This is a genomic window from Mesorhizobium sp. LSJC280B00 (genome assembly GCF_000502835.1).
In the GTDB taxonomy this organism is placed as follows: domain Bacteria; phylum Pseudomonadota; class Alphaproteobacteria; order Rhizobiales; family Rhizobiaceae; genus Mesorhizobium.
Genome location: NZ_AYVL01000017.1, coordinates 1 through 17,310, shown reverse-complemented (window position 1 = coordinate 17,310; position 17,310 = coordinate 1). Strand labels below are relative to the sequence as shown.

Annotated in this window: 11 protein-coding genes and 5 pseudogenes; 12 read left to right on the top strand and 4 right to left on the bottom strand. The window is 65.1% G+C overall.

The window, feature by feature from the left end:
• Positions 1–478 precede the first annotated feature (478 nt).
• Positions 479–2,068, top strand: a complete 1,590-nt coding sequence (locus tag X773_RS61420) for an IS66 family transposase (protein WP_023678218.1) — start codon at positions 479–481, stop codon at positions 2,066–2,068.
• Here X773_RS61420 and X773_RS61415 read toward each other — a convergent pair.
• A pseudogene (locus tag X773_RS61415) lies at positions 2,049–2,281 on the bottom strand (DUF6429 family protein). The gene X773_RS61420 and the pseudogene X773_RS61415 overlap by 20 nt on opposite strands.
• A 55-nt stretch (positions 2,282–2,336) precedes the next feature.
• On the opposite strand from X773_RS61415, the pseudogene X773_RS79320 reads away from it, so the two are divergent.
• A pseudogene (locus X773_RS79320) lies at positions 2,337–2,702 on the top strand (ABC transporter permease); the annotation flags it as partial.
• Positions 2,703–2,826: 124 nt separating this feature from the next.
• Here X773_RS79320 and X773_RS61405 read toward each other — a convergent pair.
• The 3 genes from X773_RS61405 to X773_RS61395 form a co-directional block, all read right to left on the bottom strand.
• A complete protein-coding gene (locus X773_RS61405) occupies positions 2,827–4,044 on the bottom strand; it encodes an MFS transporter (protein ID WP_023678216.1) in 1,218 nt (405 codons plus the stop codon).
• A gap of 57 nt (positions 4,045–4,101) precedes the next feature.
• Complete coding sequence (gene rpoN, locus X773_RS61400) at positions 4,102–5,538, bottom strand: RNA polymerase factor sigma-54 (protein ID WP_023678215.1); 1,437 nt, start codon at positions 5,536–5,538, stop codon at positions 4,102–4,104.
• 69 nt (positions 5,539–5,607) lie between these two features.
• Positions 5,608–6,141, bottom strand: a complete 534-nt coding sequence (locus X773_RS61395) for a peroxiredoxin (RefSeq protein WP_023678214.1) — start codon at positions 6,139–6,141, stop codon at positions 5,608–5,610.
• A gap of 732 nt (positions 6,142–6,873) precedes the next feature.
• Here X773_RS61395 and X773_RS76490 point away from each other — a divergent pair.
• From X773_RS76490 to X773_RS61355, 10 genes and pseudogenes are all read left to right on the top strand, one after another.
• On the top strand, positions 6,874–7,038 hold the full coding sequence (locus X773_RS76490) for a hypothetical protein (protein ID WP_156937376.1): 165 nt from the start codon (positions 6,874–6,876) through the stop codon (positions 7,036–7,038).
• 744 nt (positions 7,039–7,782) lie between these two features.
• Positions 7,783–8,985: a cytochrome P450 gene (locus tag X773_RS61385; protein WP_023678211.1), complete on the top strand. Its 1,203-nt coding sequence runs from the start codon at positions 7,783–7,785 to the stop codon at positions 8,983–8,985.
• Between the two features lie 91 nt (positions 8,986–9,076).
• Entirely contained in the window at positions 9,077–10,366 is a 1,290-nt protein-coding gene (locus X773_RS61380) for a cytochrome P450 (protein ID WP_023678210.1), read from the top strand.
• A 1-nt stretch (position 10,367) separates the two neighbouring features.
• Positions 10,368–10,655 (top strand): annotated as a pseudogene (locus tag X773_RS78180) (ferredoxin); the annotation flags it as partial.
• A gap of 27 nt (positions 10,656–10,682) precedes the next feature.
• On the top strand, positions 10,683–11,507 hold the full coding sequence (locus X773_RS0138325) for an SDR family oxidoreductase (protein WP_031212088.1): 825 nt from the start codon (positions 10,683–10,685) through the stop codon (positions 11,505–11,507).
• A complete protein-coding gene (locus X773_RS61375; protein WP_023678209.1) occupies positions 11,507–12,850 on the top strand; it encodes a cytochrome P450 in 1,344 nt (447 codons plus the stop codon). The genes X773_RS0138325 and X773_RS61375 overlap by 1 nt, the downstream gene beginning before the upstream one ends.
• 154 nt (positions 12,851–13,004) lie before the next feature.
• On the top strand, positions 13,005–13,997 hold the full coding sequence (locus X773_RS61370; RefSeq protein ID WP_023678208.1) for a polyprenyl synthetase family protein: 993 nt from the start codon (positions 13,005–13,007) through the stop codon (positions 13,995–13,997).
• A 145-nt stretch (positions 13,998–14,142) separates the two neighbouring features.
• A complete protein-coding gene (locus tag X773_RS61365; RefSeq protein ID WP_023678206.1) occupies positions 14,143–15,693 on the top strand; it encodes a hypothetical protein in 1,551 nt (516 codons plus the stop codon).
• A pseudogene (locus tag X773_RS61360) lies at positions 15,690–16,596 on the top strand (hypothetical protein). The gene X773_RS61365 and the pseudogene X773_RS61360 overlap by 4 nt, the downstream one beginning before the upstream one ends.
• Before the next feature lie 85 nt (positions 16,597–16,681).
• A pseudogene (locus X773_RS61355) lies at positions 16,682–17,310 on the top strand (alpha-hydroxy-acid oxidizing protein); the annotation flags it as partial.

The window sequence follows — 17,310 nt, the reverse complement described above, 5'->3', positions numbered from 1 at the left end:
TACGCGATGAAAAATCGACGTTTTTGTTGCTGCAGCCCGGCGCCCGCCGGCTCGAGTTCATTCCGCCGATGGAGCCAAAGCTGGTCGCCAAGCCGCCCGGTGGCGAGTGACCTTGCCCCCAGTTTCTATCCAGTTTTGAGTTCGTTTCCGGCGTGGGTTGTGCCCTGCTGGGCGGGTGAAGCGGCGGGCGCTGGCGCGGAGCCTTTGGCATAGCGCAGCGCGAGCGACCGTCGCAGATTGAAGGTGGTGGCGAACTCGGCCGGTGTCTGCCAGGCGATTTGGGAATGCGGCCGCGCGGTGTTGTACAACACGACGACAGTACACCCACGGGACGGAGGTTCGCGAGCTTTTATATCCGTGGCATCCTTGGTGCGGTCAGCTCGTGCATGTCCATCAGGCGCTGGCCAAAGGTACGGATAGTTTCCGCTGCAGCCTTTCTGGTGCTTCTTCTGATCGGCTTCTTGAAGTCCCAGCATGGATGTTCGACCGCGGATATTGGCGCAGCCTGCCGGTTCCGCACGTCGATCTCGCGAGCCTGCATGCTTTGGCAAAGTTACTGGAAGACGCCGACGCCTCATCGCAATCTGCGGTAATGGGCGCAGCATTGGTCTCTCACGAAACGAGTCGGAGAGATGTCCATGCCTCGCCAGTCCATGACATACCAGTTCGATCTGTTTTCGGCTCGGCCGCGACAGAGGACGAGTTGGCGGCAGAGAAAGCGGCGGCGCAGACGCAGTCGGTCAAATCGTTCGAGCGCAAGCGGCCTTCGCGCAAGCCGTTCCCAGAGCACCTGCCGCGCGAGCGCGTCGTCATCGCCGCGCCCGAAAGCTGTCCCTGCTGCGGATCGGCGAAACTGTCGAAGCTGGGCGAGGACGTCACGGAGACGCTGGAAGTGATCCCGCGCCAGTGGAAGGTGATCCAGACGGTGCGCGAAAAGTTCTCGTGCCGGGAATGCGAGAAGATCACGCAGCCGCCGGCCCCCTTCCACGTAACCCCGCGGGGCTTCGCCGGCCCGAACCTTTTGGCGATGATCCTGTTCGAGAAGTTCGGTCAGCATCAGCCGCTGAACCGGCAGAGCGAACGATACGCCCGCGAAGGCATCGATCTGAGCGTGTCGACGCTGGCCGACCAGGTCGGCGCCTGCGCGTTGGTGCTGCAGCCGCTGCATGCGCTGATCGAGACCCATGTGCTTGCCGCCGAGCGGCTGCATGGCGACGACACCACGGTGCCCATCCTGGCCAAGGGCAAGACGGCCACCGGCCACATCTGGACTTATGTCCGTGACGACCGGCCGTTCGGCGGAACCTCGCCGCCGGCCGCGCTCTACTACGCTTCGCGCGATCGACGACAGGATCACCCCGAGCGCCATCTGCAAGACTTCACCGGTATCCTGCAGGCCGACGCCTATAGCGGGTACAACACGCTTTACGATCCGTCGCGGGCTCAGGGACCAGCACCGGCGCTGTGCTGGGCCCATACGCGACGACAGTTCTTCGAGCTGGCCGACATTGCCGCCAATGCGCGGCGCGGAAAGAAGGCGCCGGCGATCTCACCCATTGCATTCGAGGCCGTCAAGCGCATCGACGCGCTGTTCGACATCGAGCGCGACATCAACGGCCTCACTGAGGAGCAACGGTTGGCGGTTCGCCAGGAAAGAAGTGCCCCACTGTTATTGAAGCTCGAAGAATGGCTGCGTGAGGAGCGCTCCCGCCTGTCGCGCTCGGCCTCTGTCGCCAAGCCGATCGACTATATGCTCCGGCGGTGGGACCGCTTTGCCCGCTTCATCGAGGACGGCCGGATTTGTCTTACGAACAACGCCGCCGAACGGGCGCTGCGCGGTTTTGCCCTGGGCCGCAAATCCTGGCTGTTTGCCGGCTCCGAACGCGGCGCTGCCCGGGCGGCGGCCATGGCGACGCTGATCATGACGGCGAAGCTCAACGACGTCGATCCGCAGGCCTGGCTGGCCGACGTCCTCACCCGCGTCGCCGATACGCCGCAGAACCGGCTTCATGAACTGCTTCCGTGGAATTGGCAGCCCCGCCAGATCCTTATGGCCTCGGCCGCGTGAACAGCGCGCGGAACAGTTCCTCCGACCGCTGAAGACCTTCGTCCGTCAGGACCAAGGACTTCGCCTTGTTCACAGGGTCTGCAATCAGCCCCTTCCGATGCAGCCGATCCGTCACTCCCAATCAAAGCTCTTCCAGGCGCATCGTTCATTGTGCAGCGTCAGCCAAAGCAGCGCCAAGACCGCATCATCGATCTTGTCCGTGTCGATCTCCATCCGCCCAGTCTAGCACAGATCACGCGTCTGCCGCGGCCCAGACCGGATGGTTACCGAAGGGGTGCGCGGCGTGCCGGTGCTCCGGCTGGTCTATCCCGAGCTGATCTACCGGCCATTCACTGCTGGTCTATGTCGCGTCCTGATGATTCCATCTCCCTGATTGGTGCTGTTTAGCACCCGCGTCGGCCTAGGGCTTCGCGCGGTCGACGATAATCCGGCCGCCGTTGACACCACTGGCATTTCGTGACCTGGCTGCGCTATCGTGCGGCATCTTCACCGGCGTTCTGACGGGCATGGCCGGCGCGTAGCTGTCGCTCGCCCAGAATGCCGGCTTGTCGTCAAGGATATGACCGCCAGCAACGCGCTGGCAGCGCTCATCGTCGCCAAGTGGAAACCGGTGCCAGCGAGGTTCGCGTGTCTGGCGGCGAAGGTCGCCATGGCCCGGAGGTGAAGCCGGCGAGGCGCTTGCGTTGACCATGCGTAATCATGCGGAGGATCGCGCCGCGCCGTGCATGCGATTGCATCTCTCGTCCCGCTGCGCTGCTCTAGGTTTCGCGCTTCGGGCCGAGCAGGAACACTGTCAGGGCAGCGAGGAACGTGGCAAGAGCACTGTAGGCAATGGCACTGGTAATCCCGGCATTGTCCACCAATAGTCCGCCGAAAATCGCGCCGCCTGCGATTGCCACTTGGAACGCTACGACCATCAGCACACCCGCGCTTTCGGCCTGCTCGGGAGCGGCGCGCCACACCATCCACGTCTGCAATCCCACCGGCACTGCGCCGAAGGCAAAGCCCCACGCGGCAACCGCAACCGCCGAGGCGGAGGCCGATGCTCCCGCCGTCAGCAGCGAAACAGCGGCTATCGCTATGAGCAGCGGTGCAAGGGCCGCGACTGCCTTGAGACTGTACTCGGCCAGCAGCCCGCCGGCCAAATTGCCGAAGAATCCGCCGATGCCAAAAGCAAGCAACACAAGCGAGATCGTCTCGACATCCAGCGCGGGAACCTTCTCGAGGAAGGCGCGGATATAGGTGAAGCCGGCGAAGTGGCCGGAAGCGACCAGCAGGACGACCAAAAGCGCGACCTTGATCATCGGAATCTTGGCCACATCCAGCAGGCTGCGGAAGCTAGCCACTCCAACCGGAGGCAGCTTCGGAATGGTTATGAGTTGCACCAGCAGTGTCGCGGCGCCGACGACTGCGGCGAGCATGAAGGCGCTTCGCCATCCCCAGATATCGCCGACATAAGCGCCGATTGGAGCTGCGCAAACGGTAGCGACGGAAACGCCGGTGAGGATGATCGATATGGCGCGCGGCAGGAGGTGGCTTGGAACGAGCCGCATGGCCACTGCTGCCGACATCGACCAGAAGCCTCCGAGCGCTATGCCGAGCACGACGCGTGCCGTCAGGAGTACCGCCAGCGACCACGCGCCGGCCGCCAGAACGTCCGACAGGATCAGCAGCAGCGTCATCGTCCACATGACGATCCTGCGGTCCAGGCGCTTTGTGATGATGGCCACAGTCGGCGCCGAGATCGCCCCGACGATAGCGGTCGCCGTCATCGCCTGTCCAGCCGCACCCTCGGTGACACCGAGATCATTCGCGAGGGGCGTGAGGAGGCTGACAGGCAGAAACTCTGCCGTTACCAGCCCGAAGGTGCCCAAGGAAAGCGAAATGACCGCACCCCATGCGGGACCAGACGGTTGGTCGGGCTTTTCTGGGTCGTGCAGAACAGCGTCCATGACGCCTGCCGCGGATCGGGTCATGAACGAAGTCTCCACTTTGGATGCACTGCAACATGAGGTTGGCTGCCTTGACCCACATTAAAGACACAAGCGCATTTCGCGGCGGCGTTGCACGGAGGAGGGGATGTTCATTGCTTCGCGATATTTTGTGACGGTGCGGCGCGCAACATCGATGCCGGTTTCCTTCAGCCGGACAGCGATGTCATCGTCGGAAAGCACGTCGCCGGGAGATTCTGCGGCAATTATCGCTTTGATCCGATGGCGGACAGCTTCGGCGGAGTGCGCATCGCCGCCTTGGCAGGACGCGATCGCGACGGTGAAAAAATACTTCAGTTCGAACACTCCGCGCGGGGTAAGCATGTACTTGTTCGAGGTCACCCGGCTTACCGTCGACTCGTGCACGCCGATCGCGTCAGCGACGGTTCTGAGATTGAGAGGCCGCAGGTGGGTGACGCCATGTTCCAAAAAGGCATCCTGCTGGCGCACGATTTCAGCCGCAACCTTAATAATCGTGTTGGCGCGCTGATCGAGGCTGCGGATTAGCCAGTTCGCGTTTTGCAAGCATTCGTTGAGAAATGCTTGATCTTTCGAATTTCGGACAGTTTGACGCGACACTTCGGCATAGTAAGTTTGGTTGATCAGCAGCTTGGGCAGTGTGGCCGGATCAAGTTCGATCTGCCACCCGCCTTCCGGCGAGGGCGTGACCCAGACGTCGGGTATGATTGATTCAGACGCACCGGATTGGAATCGGTTTCCAGGCTTGGGATCGAGCGCCCGAATCTCATGCATCATGTCGAGAAGGTCGTCTTCATCGACGCCGCAATGCTGCTTCAGTCCCTGAAAATCGCGTCGCGCAAGCATTTCAAGATTGGCAACCAAAGCTGCCATTGCCGGGTCGAACCGGTCTCGCTGGCGCAACTGGATTTCGAGGCATTCTCCGAGAGTTCGCGCAAAAATTCCCGGTGGATCAAAGTGCTGCAAGGTTCCGAGAACCCGTTCCACATCAGCCTCCCGGACATTCAGGCTCTCGGCCAGCTCCAAAAGGTTTGCCCGAAGATAGCCAGTGTCTTCCAGATCGGCGGCAAGCTGGCCAGCGATCAGCCGCTCCTGTGGTGTGAACGCAGTGAGGGCGATCTGACGAGCGACATGGTCGTGCAATGTCTCGGCGAGGCTGGCAAACTCGTCGAGGGAAGGGCCATTACCCGGCGGGTTGTTGGTCGTGTTGCGAAGTGATTTCCATTGCCCGAGCCGTTCAGGCGACCCGGCCCCGGTCGGTCCGTCAACGGCGTTTGCGCGTGGGCCGACAGGCTGATCCGCTCCCGAAATCGAAATATCGCCAAAAGGCCCGCCATCGTTTGACGCAGATTCCAAGAGCGGGTTCTTCTCGATTTCCCGCTCCACGAACTGATGCAGTTCAGTTTGCGCCAGTTGCAGCAAGCGAATCGACTCAATGAGTTGAGGCGATGCGACCATCGATTGCTTCTGGCGCTGAAGCAGGCTTGCTGAGGATTGCATGGTGAGCGTGATAATCCTGTCGAGGAGCCTCTTGGGGCGGGCAATGGCACCAGTGAGACGTTTTCTAGGTCATGCGGCGGCTTTCAGCGTTTCGAGAACGTTTTGCGGTGATGAGACGCCATAGGGGTCGGCCTCGCAGTTGTCGGAGAAACCTTCCTCCTCAAACCACTGCTCCACCACGCCATTGTTGATCAGGGCGGCGTAGCGCCAGGAGCGCATCCCGAAGCCGAGATTGTCCTTGGCGACCAGCATGCCCATCTTGCGTGTGAACTCGCCTGAGCCATCGGGGATGAGCTCGACCTTATGCAGGCCCAAGGACTTCCCCCACGCATTCATGACGAAGGCATCGTTGACGGAGACGCAGTAAATCGCGTCAATTCCCTCCTTCTCAAACTCATCATAGAGCTCTTCGAAATTGGGCAGTTGGTAGGTCGAGCAGGTCGGAGTGAAGGCGCCAGGCAGCGAGAACAGGATGACGCGTTTGCCGGCAAAGTAGTCGTCAGATGTCTTTTCTTCCCAGCGATATGGATTTGGGCCCTGGACTGACTCATCGCGAACACGCGTGAGAAAGGTGACGAAGGGAACCTTCTTTTGAACGGTCATCAACTTGCTCCTCAGAAAAAAACTGGCGCGCCGGATTCTGGCAGAGGCTGGCGCAATACCGAGCAAAGGCTCGTATGCCGGGCATGAAATGAGGCACTCGCGGCTCGCACCCTCCTTTTTCCATCCCGATGAAGGGGAACGTCTTGGCTGCTGGTCTTCGTCACCCGAACGCCATCGATCTGAGCAAGTGGAGGCTGTCGAGCCGCTGGGGCAATCTTTCCACGGCTATGGCGCCGGAAGCGGCATCCATCGCTCGCGCTCGTGCCCGGGACAAAGTGATAGCGGGCCCGAAGCCAATATCGGACGCGTGTGGAGGCCTCAAATGTGACTTTCCGCAAGAGACCCGCGTTACTGAGCTGGTTCGGCGTATTGTCGAAGTTTGCCAGTGACCCGCCGACCTTGGCTTCGGTGGCTCTTTGATGGGGCTGTTGGGCACTCACATGCTGATCAGAACCGGTAGACGACAATTGCGCGAGCGCCATGTGTTGGCGTGCCGCCATCGGACCAGCCGTGCGCAAAGCGGCTGCCGAGGAGGGACCTCCGGAGGAGATGATGTACCGATGTTCAGCGGGAACAGGCACCGTCTCCTCAGGCCACGGTCTAGAGCTTCGCGTGTCGGGCATGGCGCAAGTCGCTTTCATCGTGTTTTGATGGGCTCTGACCAGGAGCAGCAAGCGGCGTGCCATTTCAAATAGAGATGCTTTTGGAGCGATCCTTTTTCTTGGGAGGACCGTGTCTTCAAGACCAGGCGCGCCCTATAACCGCCTCGTCAGCACGCTCGACAAGGGTGCTGTATGGTGCGGATATGCGGCGCTTCCGCACCGGCTGGACAAAGACGAACCGAAAGCCGAGCCGATGCCCTACCTCACACCGGCGGGCACTGCAGCGATTTCGTAGCGTCTGCCGCAAACGTGTTCTTGCGTGCGCAGGCTCGGCTTTCGCGAACATGCGCCTGTCGCAGCAACCATGAGCGCGCGCTTCGGCAAGCGCCTGACTCCGTGAGGATCGAATTCCCCAATCGTGTCTATTTGCCACCCTCTTATGTTCGAAACTGGACCAGAATGTCGCAAGCCCGACCGAAAGGTCGCCGAGGCGTACTATCCGACACTGTTCTGTCGCCTTTGTTGGCCCGCGACACCGGCCTATTTCGCCGAGCTCTTGTCTGGCCTCAGGCTAACCCGATGAAAAGCAATCACAATTTTTTTCTTCTGCTGGGCCGGCCAAATTGGCACGAGTTTTGAAGCTCCTTCGTTGCGGGCCGGGAGCCGCCGACCGACCTCATTTCGTGGATGGCACCGCGATCGATGGAACGAAGAAAGAAAAGCAAAATGTCAAATCCGCATCAGATAGCATTCTATGGGAAGGGGCCCTCGGCGAAACCGCCCTTACCAAACAGCGCGCTGGCCTTGTCGACCCTTGCGCAGGAAATCTTGGCCGGCGGCGAGTCAAAGGCCCACCACACCGACTTTATCCTGACCTCGCATCTCGCCGCGCGATGTGCCTAGACAGTTACGCGTTAGCCGATCTTGATAATCGGTCTGCCTTCGGACGACGTCGTCTACATGCCGTCTTAGGTCTTCGCTGCCGCAGCACCCGCCGGTCACCTTCCGCCCTTCCATCGCTATAGAGTGAAGTGCCAGCATGTCCGAACAACCTTTGCCGACGCTGCCGATCTGGCGCGTCGATCACATTGAGCCCTCGCCCGAGATGTTGGCGCTACGGGCCAACGGTCCGATCCACCGCGTGCGCTTCCCGTCCGGGCACGAAGGCTGGTGGGTGACAGGCTATGACGAGGCCAAGGCGGTGTTGTCCGACGCGGCGTTCCGGCCCGCGGGAATGCCGCCGGCGGCATTCACCCCGGATTCGGTGATTCTCGGTTCGCCAGGATGGCTGGTCTCGCACGAGGGGGGCGAGCATACGCGGTTACGCACGATCGTGGCGCCGGCCTTCAGCAACGGCAGGGTGAAGCTGCTCGCGCAGCAGGTCGAGGCGATCGCCGCGCAGTTGTTCGACACGCTGGCGGCCCAGCCCCAGCCCGCCGATCTGCGGCGCCACCTCTCCTTTCCGCTTCCGGCCATGGTCATCAGCGCGCTGATGGGCGTGCTCTACGAGGATCACGCCTTTTTCGCCGGGCTGTCCGACGAGGTGATGACGCACCAGCATGAAAGCGGCCCGCGAAGCGCGTCGCGCTTGGCCTGGGAAGAACTCCGCGCCTACATTCGCGGCAAGATGCGGGACAAGCGCCAGGATCCGGGCGACAACCTGCTGACGGATCTGCTGGCGGCGGTCGACCAGGGCAAGGCGACCGAGGAAGAGGCGATCGGCCTGGCCGCGGGCATGCTCGTGGCGGGTCACGAGAGCACCGTCGCGCAGATCGAATTCGGCCTGCTGGCCATGTTCCGCCATCCGCAACAGCGCGAACGCCTGGTGGGCGATCCATCCCTGGTGGACAAGGCGGTGGAGGAAATCCTGCGCATGTACCCGCCGGGCGCGGGCTGGGACGGCATCATGCGCTATCCGAGGACCGACGTGACCATCGCGGGCGTGCATGTTCCCGCGGAGAGCAAGGTGCTGGTCGGCCTGCCGGCGACGTCCTTCGATCCGCGCCATTTCGACGACCCGGAAATCTTCGACATCGGACGTGACGAAAACCCGCACCTGGCGTTCTCCTACGGGCCGCACAACTGCATCGGCTTGGCGCTGGTCAGGCTGGAACTCAAGGCGGTGTTCGGTTCGATCTTCCAGCGCTTTCCCGCGCTGCGCCTGGCCGTGGCGCCCGAAGAACTGAAGTTGCGCAAGGAGATCATCACTGGCGGGTTCGAGGAGTTCCCGGTGCTCTGGTGATGCGGGGACGCCACCAGGAATCGCGACGTTCTCGAGTTGCCGCCGCGCCTGCCGCGCGCCGATCAGATCAGCCAGCCAACAGGTGACCAAGATGGACGTGCAAGAAACCACGGTAGCATGCCGGGACGCCTTCGCCGAACTGGCGTCGCCAGCGTGCATTCAGGACCCGTACCCATTCATGCGGTGGTTGCGCGAGCACGATCCGGTACATCGCGCGGCGTCGGGCCTCTTTCTGTTGAGCCGCCACGCCGACATCTACTGGGCGCTCAAGGCCACGGGAGATGCTTTTCGGGGACCGGCGCCGGGCGAACTGGCGCGCTATTTCCCGCGTGCGGCGACCAGCCTGTCGCTAAGTTTGCTGGCGTCCACTTTAGCGATGAAGGAACCTCCAACCCATACGCGTCTGCGCCGGCTGATCTCGCGCGATTTCACCATCGGCCAGATCGACAAGCTGAGGCCGACCATCGCTCGCATTGTCGCAGCGCGCCTGGAGGGCATGGCGCCCGCACTGGAGCGCGGGGAGGCAGTGGACCTGCATCAGGAATTCGCGCTGGCCTTGCCCATGCTGGTTTTCGGCGAACTGTTCGGCATGCCCCGGGACGACATTCTCGGGCTCGTCACCGGCATCAGCGCCATTCTGGAAGGCCTGAGCCCGCACGCCAGCGATCCCCAACTCGCTGCGGGGGACGCGGCCAGCGCCAGGGTGCAGGCCTACTTCGGCGACCTCATACAGCGCAAGCGCACCGATTCCCGCCACGACATCGTGTCAATGCTGGTCGGCGCACACGACGACGATGCCGAGATGCTGTCGGATGCGGAATTGATCAGCATGCTCTGGGGCATGCTGCTGGGCGGCTTCGCCACCACTGCCGCGGCCATCGGCCATGCGGTTCTGGCGATGCTGGCGCATCCCGAACAGCGGCACTGGCTGAAGGGAGATGCCGTGGGGGTGAAGGCATTCGTCGAAGAAGCCCTGCGCTACGACGCGCCCGCCATGTTCAGCTCCATTCCGCGTATCGCCCAGCGCGACATCGAACTGGGCGGCGTGGTGATCCCGAAGAACGCGGACGTGCGCGTGCTGATCGCGGCCGGCAATCGCGACCCGCACGCCTTCGCCGATCCCGACCGCTTCGATCCCGTGCGGTTCTACGGCACCAGTCCTGGCATGTCGATCGACGGGAAGATCATGCTGACCTTCGGCCACGGCATCCACTTCTGCCTTGGTGCGCAACTGGCCCGGGTGCAGTTAGCCGAGAGCCTGCCGCGGATCCAGGCGCGCTTCCCCACGCTGGCATTGGCCGAGCAGCCGACCCGGGAGCCCTCCGCGTTCCTTAGGACGTTCCGCGCGCTGACGGTGCGGCTGCATGGGCAGGAGGGCTGAGATGCGCGTCCTGGTCGATCAGGATCTGTGCGGAACTACCGGGCAGTGCGTGCTGACGCTGCCGGGCACCTTTCGCCAGCGCGAACCGGACGGCGTGGCAGAAGTGTGCGTGGCGACGGTCCCGCAGGCGCTGCACGCCGCCGTGCGGCTTGCGGCCAGCCAGTGCCCGGTCGCCGCCATTCGGGTCATCGAAAGCGACGCTGGCGATGGCGAGCGCGCCAGCGCCGACCCTGCGCCTTCTCCGGCGGAGGCCGAGCGGCATGCCGCGAAAGACCAACGCAATCCAGGAGGACACGATGGACGGTTTGAAGGCAAGGTGGCCGTGGTGACCGGCGCTGGCGCCGGCATCGGCAAGGCATGCGCTCTCGCCATCGCGCGCGGGGGCGGCAGAGTGGTGGTGGCCGACATTGATGGCTCGGCGGCCATCGCCTGCACCGCGCAGATCGCGGCCGAAGCAGGCCACGCGCTGCCCCTGGCCATGGATATCGCCGATGCGCAGGCGGTGGCGGCGCTGTTCGAGACGGCGGAGCGGCACTTCGGTGGGGTCGACCTGCTGGTGAACAATGCGAGCGCCATGCATCTGACCTCACGCGACCGCGCGATCCTCGACCTGGACCTGGCGGTCTGGGATCAGACCATGGCGACCAATCTGCGCGGCACGCTGCTTTGCTGCCGGCAGGCCATCCCACGGATGATCGCCCGCGGCGGTGGCGCGATCGTCAACATGTCGTCGTGCCAGGGGCTCAGCGGTGACACCGCGCAGACGTCCTACGCCGCGTCGAAGGCGGCGATGAACATGCTGTCGGCCTCGCTCGCCACCCAGTACGGTCATGCGCAGATCCGCTGCAACGCGGTTGCGCCGGGTCTCGTCATGACCGAGCGTCTCCTCGCCAAGCTGGACGAGTGCATGCAACGGCATCTGCGTCGGCACCAGCTCCTGCCGCGCGTCGGCCGCCCCGAGGACGTGGCGGCGCTGGTGGCGTTCCTGCTCTCCGACGATGCTGCGTTCATCACCGGCCAGGTCGTGTGCATCGACGGCGGCATGCTGGCGCATGTGCCGACGTACGCCGACGGTGGCAACAGCTGCGCCGCGCGGCCTGCCGGCGACACCGCCGAAGCGGCGGCGGCGGCGCGCTGCTGATGGACATGCTGCTCAACCCGCTCAACCGTCAGCACCGGCTGCGATACGACATCCCGGTCATGCCCGGCGCTTTCCCCCTGGTCGGGCATCTTCCCGCCATCGTCTGCGACCTGCCGCGCCTGCTGCGGCGCGCGGAACGGACGCTGGGCAGCCACTTCTGGCTGGATTTCGGCCCTGCCGGACACCTGATGACCTGCGTGCATCCGGATGCGTTCGCACTGCTCCGGCACAAGGAAGTGTCCTCGGCGCTGATCGAAGAGATCGCGCCCGAATTGCTTGGCGGAACGTTGGTTGCCCAGGACGGCGCCGCGCACCGGCAGGCGCGCGATGCGATCAAGGCGGCGTTCCTGCCCAAGGGGCTGACCCAGGCCGGCATCGGCGACCTGTTCGCGCCCGTCATCTGGGCGCGGGTGCAGGCGTGGCGCGGCCGCGGCGAGGTAACCATCCTGCGCGAAACCGGCGACCTGATGCTCAAGCTCATCTTCAACCTCATGGGAATCCCCGCGCAGGACCTGCCGGGATGGCATCGCAAATACCGGCAACTGCTGCAGTTGATCGTCGCCCCCCCGGTCGACCTGCCCGGACTGCCCTTGCGGCGAGGCCGCGCCGCCCGCGACTGGATCGACGCGCAGTTGCGCCAGTTCGTCCGCGACGCGCGCGCGCATGCCGCGCGCACCGGGTTGATCAACGACATGGTGAGCGCCTTCGACCGCAGCGACGATGCGCTTTCCGATGACGTCCTGGTCGCCAATATCCGCTTGCTGCTGCTTGCCGGTCACGACACCACTGCCTCGACGATGGCCTGGATGGTGATCGAGCTGGCGCGGCAGCCTGTGCTGTGGGACGCCCTGGTCGAGGAGGCGCAACGCGTGGGCGCGGTGCCGACCCGGCACGCGGACCTGGCGCAGTGTCCGGTCGCCGAGGCGCTGTTCCGCGAGACACTGCGCCTGCATCCGGCGACCACGCTCCTGCCGCGTCGCGCGCTGCAGGAATTGCAACTCGGCCAACGGCGCATTCCCGCGGGCATCCATCTGTGCATCCCGCTGCTGCATTTCTCGACCTCGGCGCTGCTGCACGAGGCGCCTGATCAGTTCCGCCTGGCGCGGTGGCTGCAACGCACGGAGCCGATCCGGCCGGTGGACATGCTGCAGTTCGGTACCGGCCCACACGTCTGCATCGGCTACCACCTGGTATGGCTGGAAATGGTGCAGTTCTGCATCGCCTTGGCGCTGATCATGCACAAGGCCGGGGTGCGGCCGCGGTTGCTGAGCGGCGTCGAAAAAGGCCGGCGGTATTACCCGACCGCACATCCGTCCATGGCAATCCGCATAGGCTTCTCATGAGCTGGCATCGCATGCCCCGTGTGGCGAGGCAGCGGCGCCGGCGAGGCGCGGCATTGCTGCACTCAGCGCACGCGCTCGGTGCGACGCCGGCAACACCGCTGCGGCTTGGCGCTCGCTGTGGTCATCTCGTGTCAGGTACAAGGACATGAAAAACATGCAGACCGGTTCCACGCTATACGACGACCGAACTGGCGTTTCCGCGCTCCGCGGATTGGGCGCGCAGGCGCGCGGCGCATCCGGCAGGCTGCTGCCGGAGATCTGGATGCAGGACGGCGCAAAGCGGGTCGAACAGGCGCTGGCGCGTCTTCTCTGCGCCGAAGACGACGGTGAGACCGAGCTGATGGCGGCGATGCGCTACGCCACCTTGCATGGCGGGAAGCGCACCCGCGCCTTGCTCTGTCTGGCGGCCGGCGCACTGGCCGACACGCCGGCGCACATGCTCGACGACGTCGGCGCCGCCATCGAGATGATGCACGCCTGTACCCTGGTCCACGACGACCTGCCCGCGATGGACGACGACGTGCTTCGCCGCGGCCTTCCGACCGTGCACGTAAAGTTCGGCGAAGCCACTGCGATCCTGGTCGGCGATGCGCTGCAGGCGCACGCCTTCCTGACCCTGGCGAGCCTGGATGCGCCGGGCGACAACCGAATCGCGCTCGTGCGCGAACTGGCGCAGGCCGTGTCCGCCGAGGGTGCCGCAGGCGGGCAGGCCATGGATCTGTCGCTGGTCGGAAAGCACGCCGAGCTGGACAGGATCGTGGCGATGCACCGGATGAAGAGCGGAGCGCTAGTGCGCGCGTCCGTTCGCATGGGCGCGCTATGCTCCATCGCGGAGGATGCCGCGCACGCTGCGCTGTACTGTGCGCTCGATCGGTACACCGCCTGTTTCGGCCTGGCGTTGCAGGTGGTCGACGACATTCTCGACGCGACAGCGGATACCGCGACGCTGGGCAAGACCCCCGGCAAGGACGCGGCGGCGCAGAAGCCGACCTGCGCGTCGATCATGGGGCTGCAGGCAGCGCGCCAGTTCGCGCTGGATTTGTTGCGCGACGCCGGGGAAGCCATCGTCCCGCTGGGGCAGCGTGCGGAACGGTTGGCGCAGATACTGCAGCGGGCCAACGTGTATCTGTCCGCGCCATACGCATGAGCGCGTCCGTCCGCATGGACTCGCCCCTGTGCTGCTACGATCGGCCGGCGGGCGGTGCATGCTGCACTGTCCGAACCGGCGGCGACGTGCGCGGCGTCTGCCCGATCCTGGTTGTCGTCGACCCTCTGCAGAAGGAACATCCCGCGTGAACGCGCTGCCCGAACAGATCCTTTCCGAATTGCGCCACCTGCTGAGCGAGATGAGCGACGGCGGCAGCGTCGGTCCGTCCGTCTACGACACGGCGCGAGCTCTGCAGTTCCACGGCAACGTCTCCGGTCGGCAGGACGCATACGCGTGGCTCATCGCGCAGCAACAGGCCGATGGCGGATGGGGAAGCGCGGACTTCCCGCTGTTCCGCCATGCGCCTACGTGGGCGGCGTTGCTGGCATTGCAGCGTGCCGATCCTGTTCCGGGCGCTGCCGACGCAGTCCAGGCTGCAACCCGGTTCCTCGAGCGCCAGCCCGATCCTTACGTGCATGCGGTGCCGGAAGACGCGCCGATCGGCGCGGAGCTGATCCTGCCGCAGTTATGCGGCGAGGCCGCATCCTTGCTGGGCGGCGTGGCGTTTCCGCGCCACCCGGCGCTGTTGCCGTTGCGGCAAGCGTGCCTGGTCAAGCTGGGGGCGGTGGGGACGTTGCCGAGCGGCCATCCGTTGCTGCACTCCTGGGAAGCCTGGGGGACGTCGCCGACCACCGCATGCCCGGATGAAGACGGCAGCATCGGCATCAGTCCGGCGGCCACCGCCGCGTGGCGTGCGCGCGCCGTGGCACAGGGGAGCACGCCGCAGGTCGGGCGCGCCGACGCGTACCTGCAGGCGGCATCGCGGGCGACGCGCAGCGGCATCGAAGGTGTCGTTCCCAACGTCTGGCCGATCAATGTGTTCGAGCCATGCTGGTCGCTGTACACCCTGCATCTGGCCGGGCTGTTCGCCCATCCCGCGCTCGCCGAGGCGGTGCAAGTGATCGTCGCGCAGCTCGACGCCCGGCTGGGCGTGCGGGGTCTGGGCCCGGCCTTGCACTTCGCGGCCGATGCGGACGACACCGCCGTTGCGTTGTGCGTCCTGCGCCTTGCAGGCCGCGACCCGGCGGTCGATGCGTTGCGCCATTTCGAAATCGGCGAGCTGTTCGTCACCTTTCCCGGCGAGCGCAATGCCTCGGTGTCGACCAACACCCATGCCCTGCATGCGTTGCGAATGTTGGGAAAGCCGGCCGTCGGCACCAGCGCCTACGTCGAGGCCAATCGCAACCCGCACGGTCTATGGGACAACGAAAAATGGCACGTCTCGTGGCTGTATCCCACCGCGCATGCGGTCGCTGCGCTGGCGCAAGGCAAGCCCCAGTGGCGCGACGAGCGCGCGCTGGCGGCGCTGCTGCAGGCGCAGCGTGACGACGGCGGCTGGGGCGCCGGTCGCGCGTCCACATTCGAGGAAACCGCCTATGCGCTGTTCGCGTTGCACGTGATGGACGGGAGCGAAGAGCCGACAGGGCGCCGGCGCATCGCGCAGGCGGTGGCGCGTGCGCTGGAGTGGATGCTCGCCCGCCATGCGGCGCATGCATGGCCGCAGACGCCGCTGTGGATCGGCAAGGAACTGTATTGCCCCACCCGGGTGGTGCGCGTGGCCGAACTCGCCGGGTTGTGGCTGGCGCTTCGTTGGGGGCGGCGCGTCCTGGCCGAGGGAGCAGGAGCGGCGCCATGATCCAGACCGAACGCGCGCTGCAGCAGGTGCTGGAGTGGGGGCGTTCCCTGACCGGGTTCGCCCACGAGCATGCCGTGGAAGCGGTCAGGGGCGGCCAGTACATCCTGCAGCGCATCCACCCGAGCCTGCGCGACACCAGCGCCCGCACCGGCCGCGATCCGCAGGACGAAACGCTGATCGTGGCGTTCTATCGCGAACTGGCGCTGCTGTTCTGGCTCGACGATTGCAACGACCTTGGCCTGATCGCGCCGGAGCAGCTCGCCGCGGTGGAGCAGGCGCTGGGGCAGGGCGTGCCGTGCGCGTTCCCCGGATTCGAGGGCTGCGCTGTGCTGCGCGCTTCGCTGGCCGCGCTCGCCTACGATCGTCGCGACTATGCTCAGCTTCTCGACGATACACGGTGCTACTGCGCGGCGCTGCGCGCCGGACACGCGCAGGCGGCAGGGGCGGAACGCTGGTCCTACGCCGAGTACCTGCACAACGGCATCGATGCGATCGCCTACACGAACGTGTTCTGTTGCCTGTCGTTGCTGTGGGGGCTGGACATGGCGACCTTGCGCGCGCGTCCGGCGTTTCGCCAGGTCCTGCGGCTCATCTCCGCGATAGGGCGCCTGCAGAACGATCTGCATGGATGCGACAAGGACAGGTCGGCCGGCGAGGCCGACAACGCGGCAATCCTGCTGCTGCAGCGCTATCCGGCTATGCCCGTGGTGGAGTTCCTCAACGACGAGTTGGCCGGCCATATGCGCATGCTGCACCGGATGATGGCGGAAGAACGCTTTCCCGCGCCGTGGGGACCGTTGATCGAGGCCATGGCGGCCATCCGCGCGCAGTATTACCAGACCTCGACCANCCAGCCGCTACCGCAGCGACGTTGCGGCGGGAGGCCAGCGTGCGCCGGCCTGAACGCGCGGGAGGCGGCGGCGTGCGCGCGCTGCCGTCGGTCCGATCCGACGCAACGCCGCCGCCGGATGCGACGGATGGAGCGAGCATGAGCGACACCGCCCTGAGCCGGCGCAAGGACGACCATCTGGACATCGTGCTGGATCGGCGAACGGCGCTGGCCACGGTCGCCGCCGGCTGGGAGTACATCCGTTTCGAACACTGCGCATTGCCCGAGTTGGACCTGACGCAGATCGACCTGCGCGCCTCGCTGCTGGGCAAGACCATGCGCGCGCCGCTGCTGATCAGTTCCATGACCGGCGGCATGCCACGCGCCGAGGCCATCAACCGGCATCTGAGCGAGGCAGCGCAAGCCTTGGGGATCGCCATGTGCGTCGGTTCGCAGCGCGTGAGCCTGCAATCCCGCAACTCCCAGGGGCTGACGCGCGCGCTGCGCCGCCTGGCCCCAGACATTCCCTTGCTGGCCAATATCGGCGCCGCGCAACTGCGCGAGGCCGACGGCCTGGACCTGGCGCGCCGGGCGGTGAATGCGCTGGAGGCCGATGGACTCATCGTCCATCTCAATCCGCTGCAGGAAGCGGTACAGCCGGAGGGCGACCGCGACTGGCGCGGCGTCCTGGCGCAGATCGCTCGCGCCGCGCGCAGCGTGGGCGTGCCGATCGTGGCCAAGGAGGTGGGGTCGGGCCTGTCCGCCTCGGTGGCCTGTGCGCTCGTCGA

What these genes read in the sequence shown, in the direction of transcription:
- X773_RS61420 (WP_023678218.1), top strand. Translation starts at nt 479, where the DNA reads ATGTTCGACCGCGGATATTGGCGCAGCCTGCCGGTTCCGCACGTCGAT.
- X773_RS61405 (WP_023678216.1), bottom strand. Translation starts at nt 4,044, where the DNA reads ATGACCCGATCCGCGGCAGGCGTCATGGACGCTGTTCTGCACGACCCA.
- rpoN (WP_023678215.1), bottom strand. Translation starts at nt 5,538, where the DNA reads ATGCAATCCTCAGCAAGCCTGCTTCAGCGCCAGAAGCAATCGATGGTC.
- X773_RS61395 (WP_023678214.1), bottom strand. Translation starts at nt 6,141, where the DNA reads ATGACCGTTCAAAAGAAGGTTCCCTTCGTCACCTTTCTCACGCGTGTT.
- X773_RS61385 (WP_023678211.1), top strand. Translation starts at nt 7,783, where the DNA reads ATGTCCGAACAACCTTTGCCGACGCTGCCGATCTGGCGCGTCGATCAC.
- X773_RS61380 (WP_023678210.1), top strand. Translation starts at nt 9,077, where the DNA reads ATGGACGTGCAAGAAACCACGGTAGCATGCCGGGACGCCTTCGCCGAA.
- X773_RS61375 (WP_023678209.1), top strand. Translation starts at nt 11,507, where the DNA reads ATGGACATGCTGCTCAACCCGCTCAACCGTCAGCACCGGCTGCGATAC.
- X773_RS61370 (WP_023678208.1), top strand. Translation starts at nt 13,005, where the DNA reads ATGCAGACCGGTTCCACGCTATACGACGACCGAACTGGCGTTTCCGCG.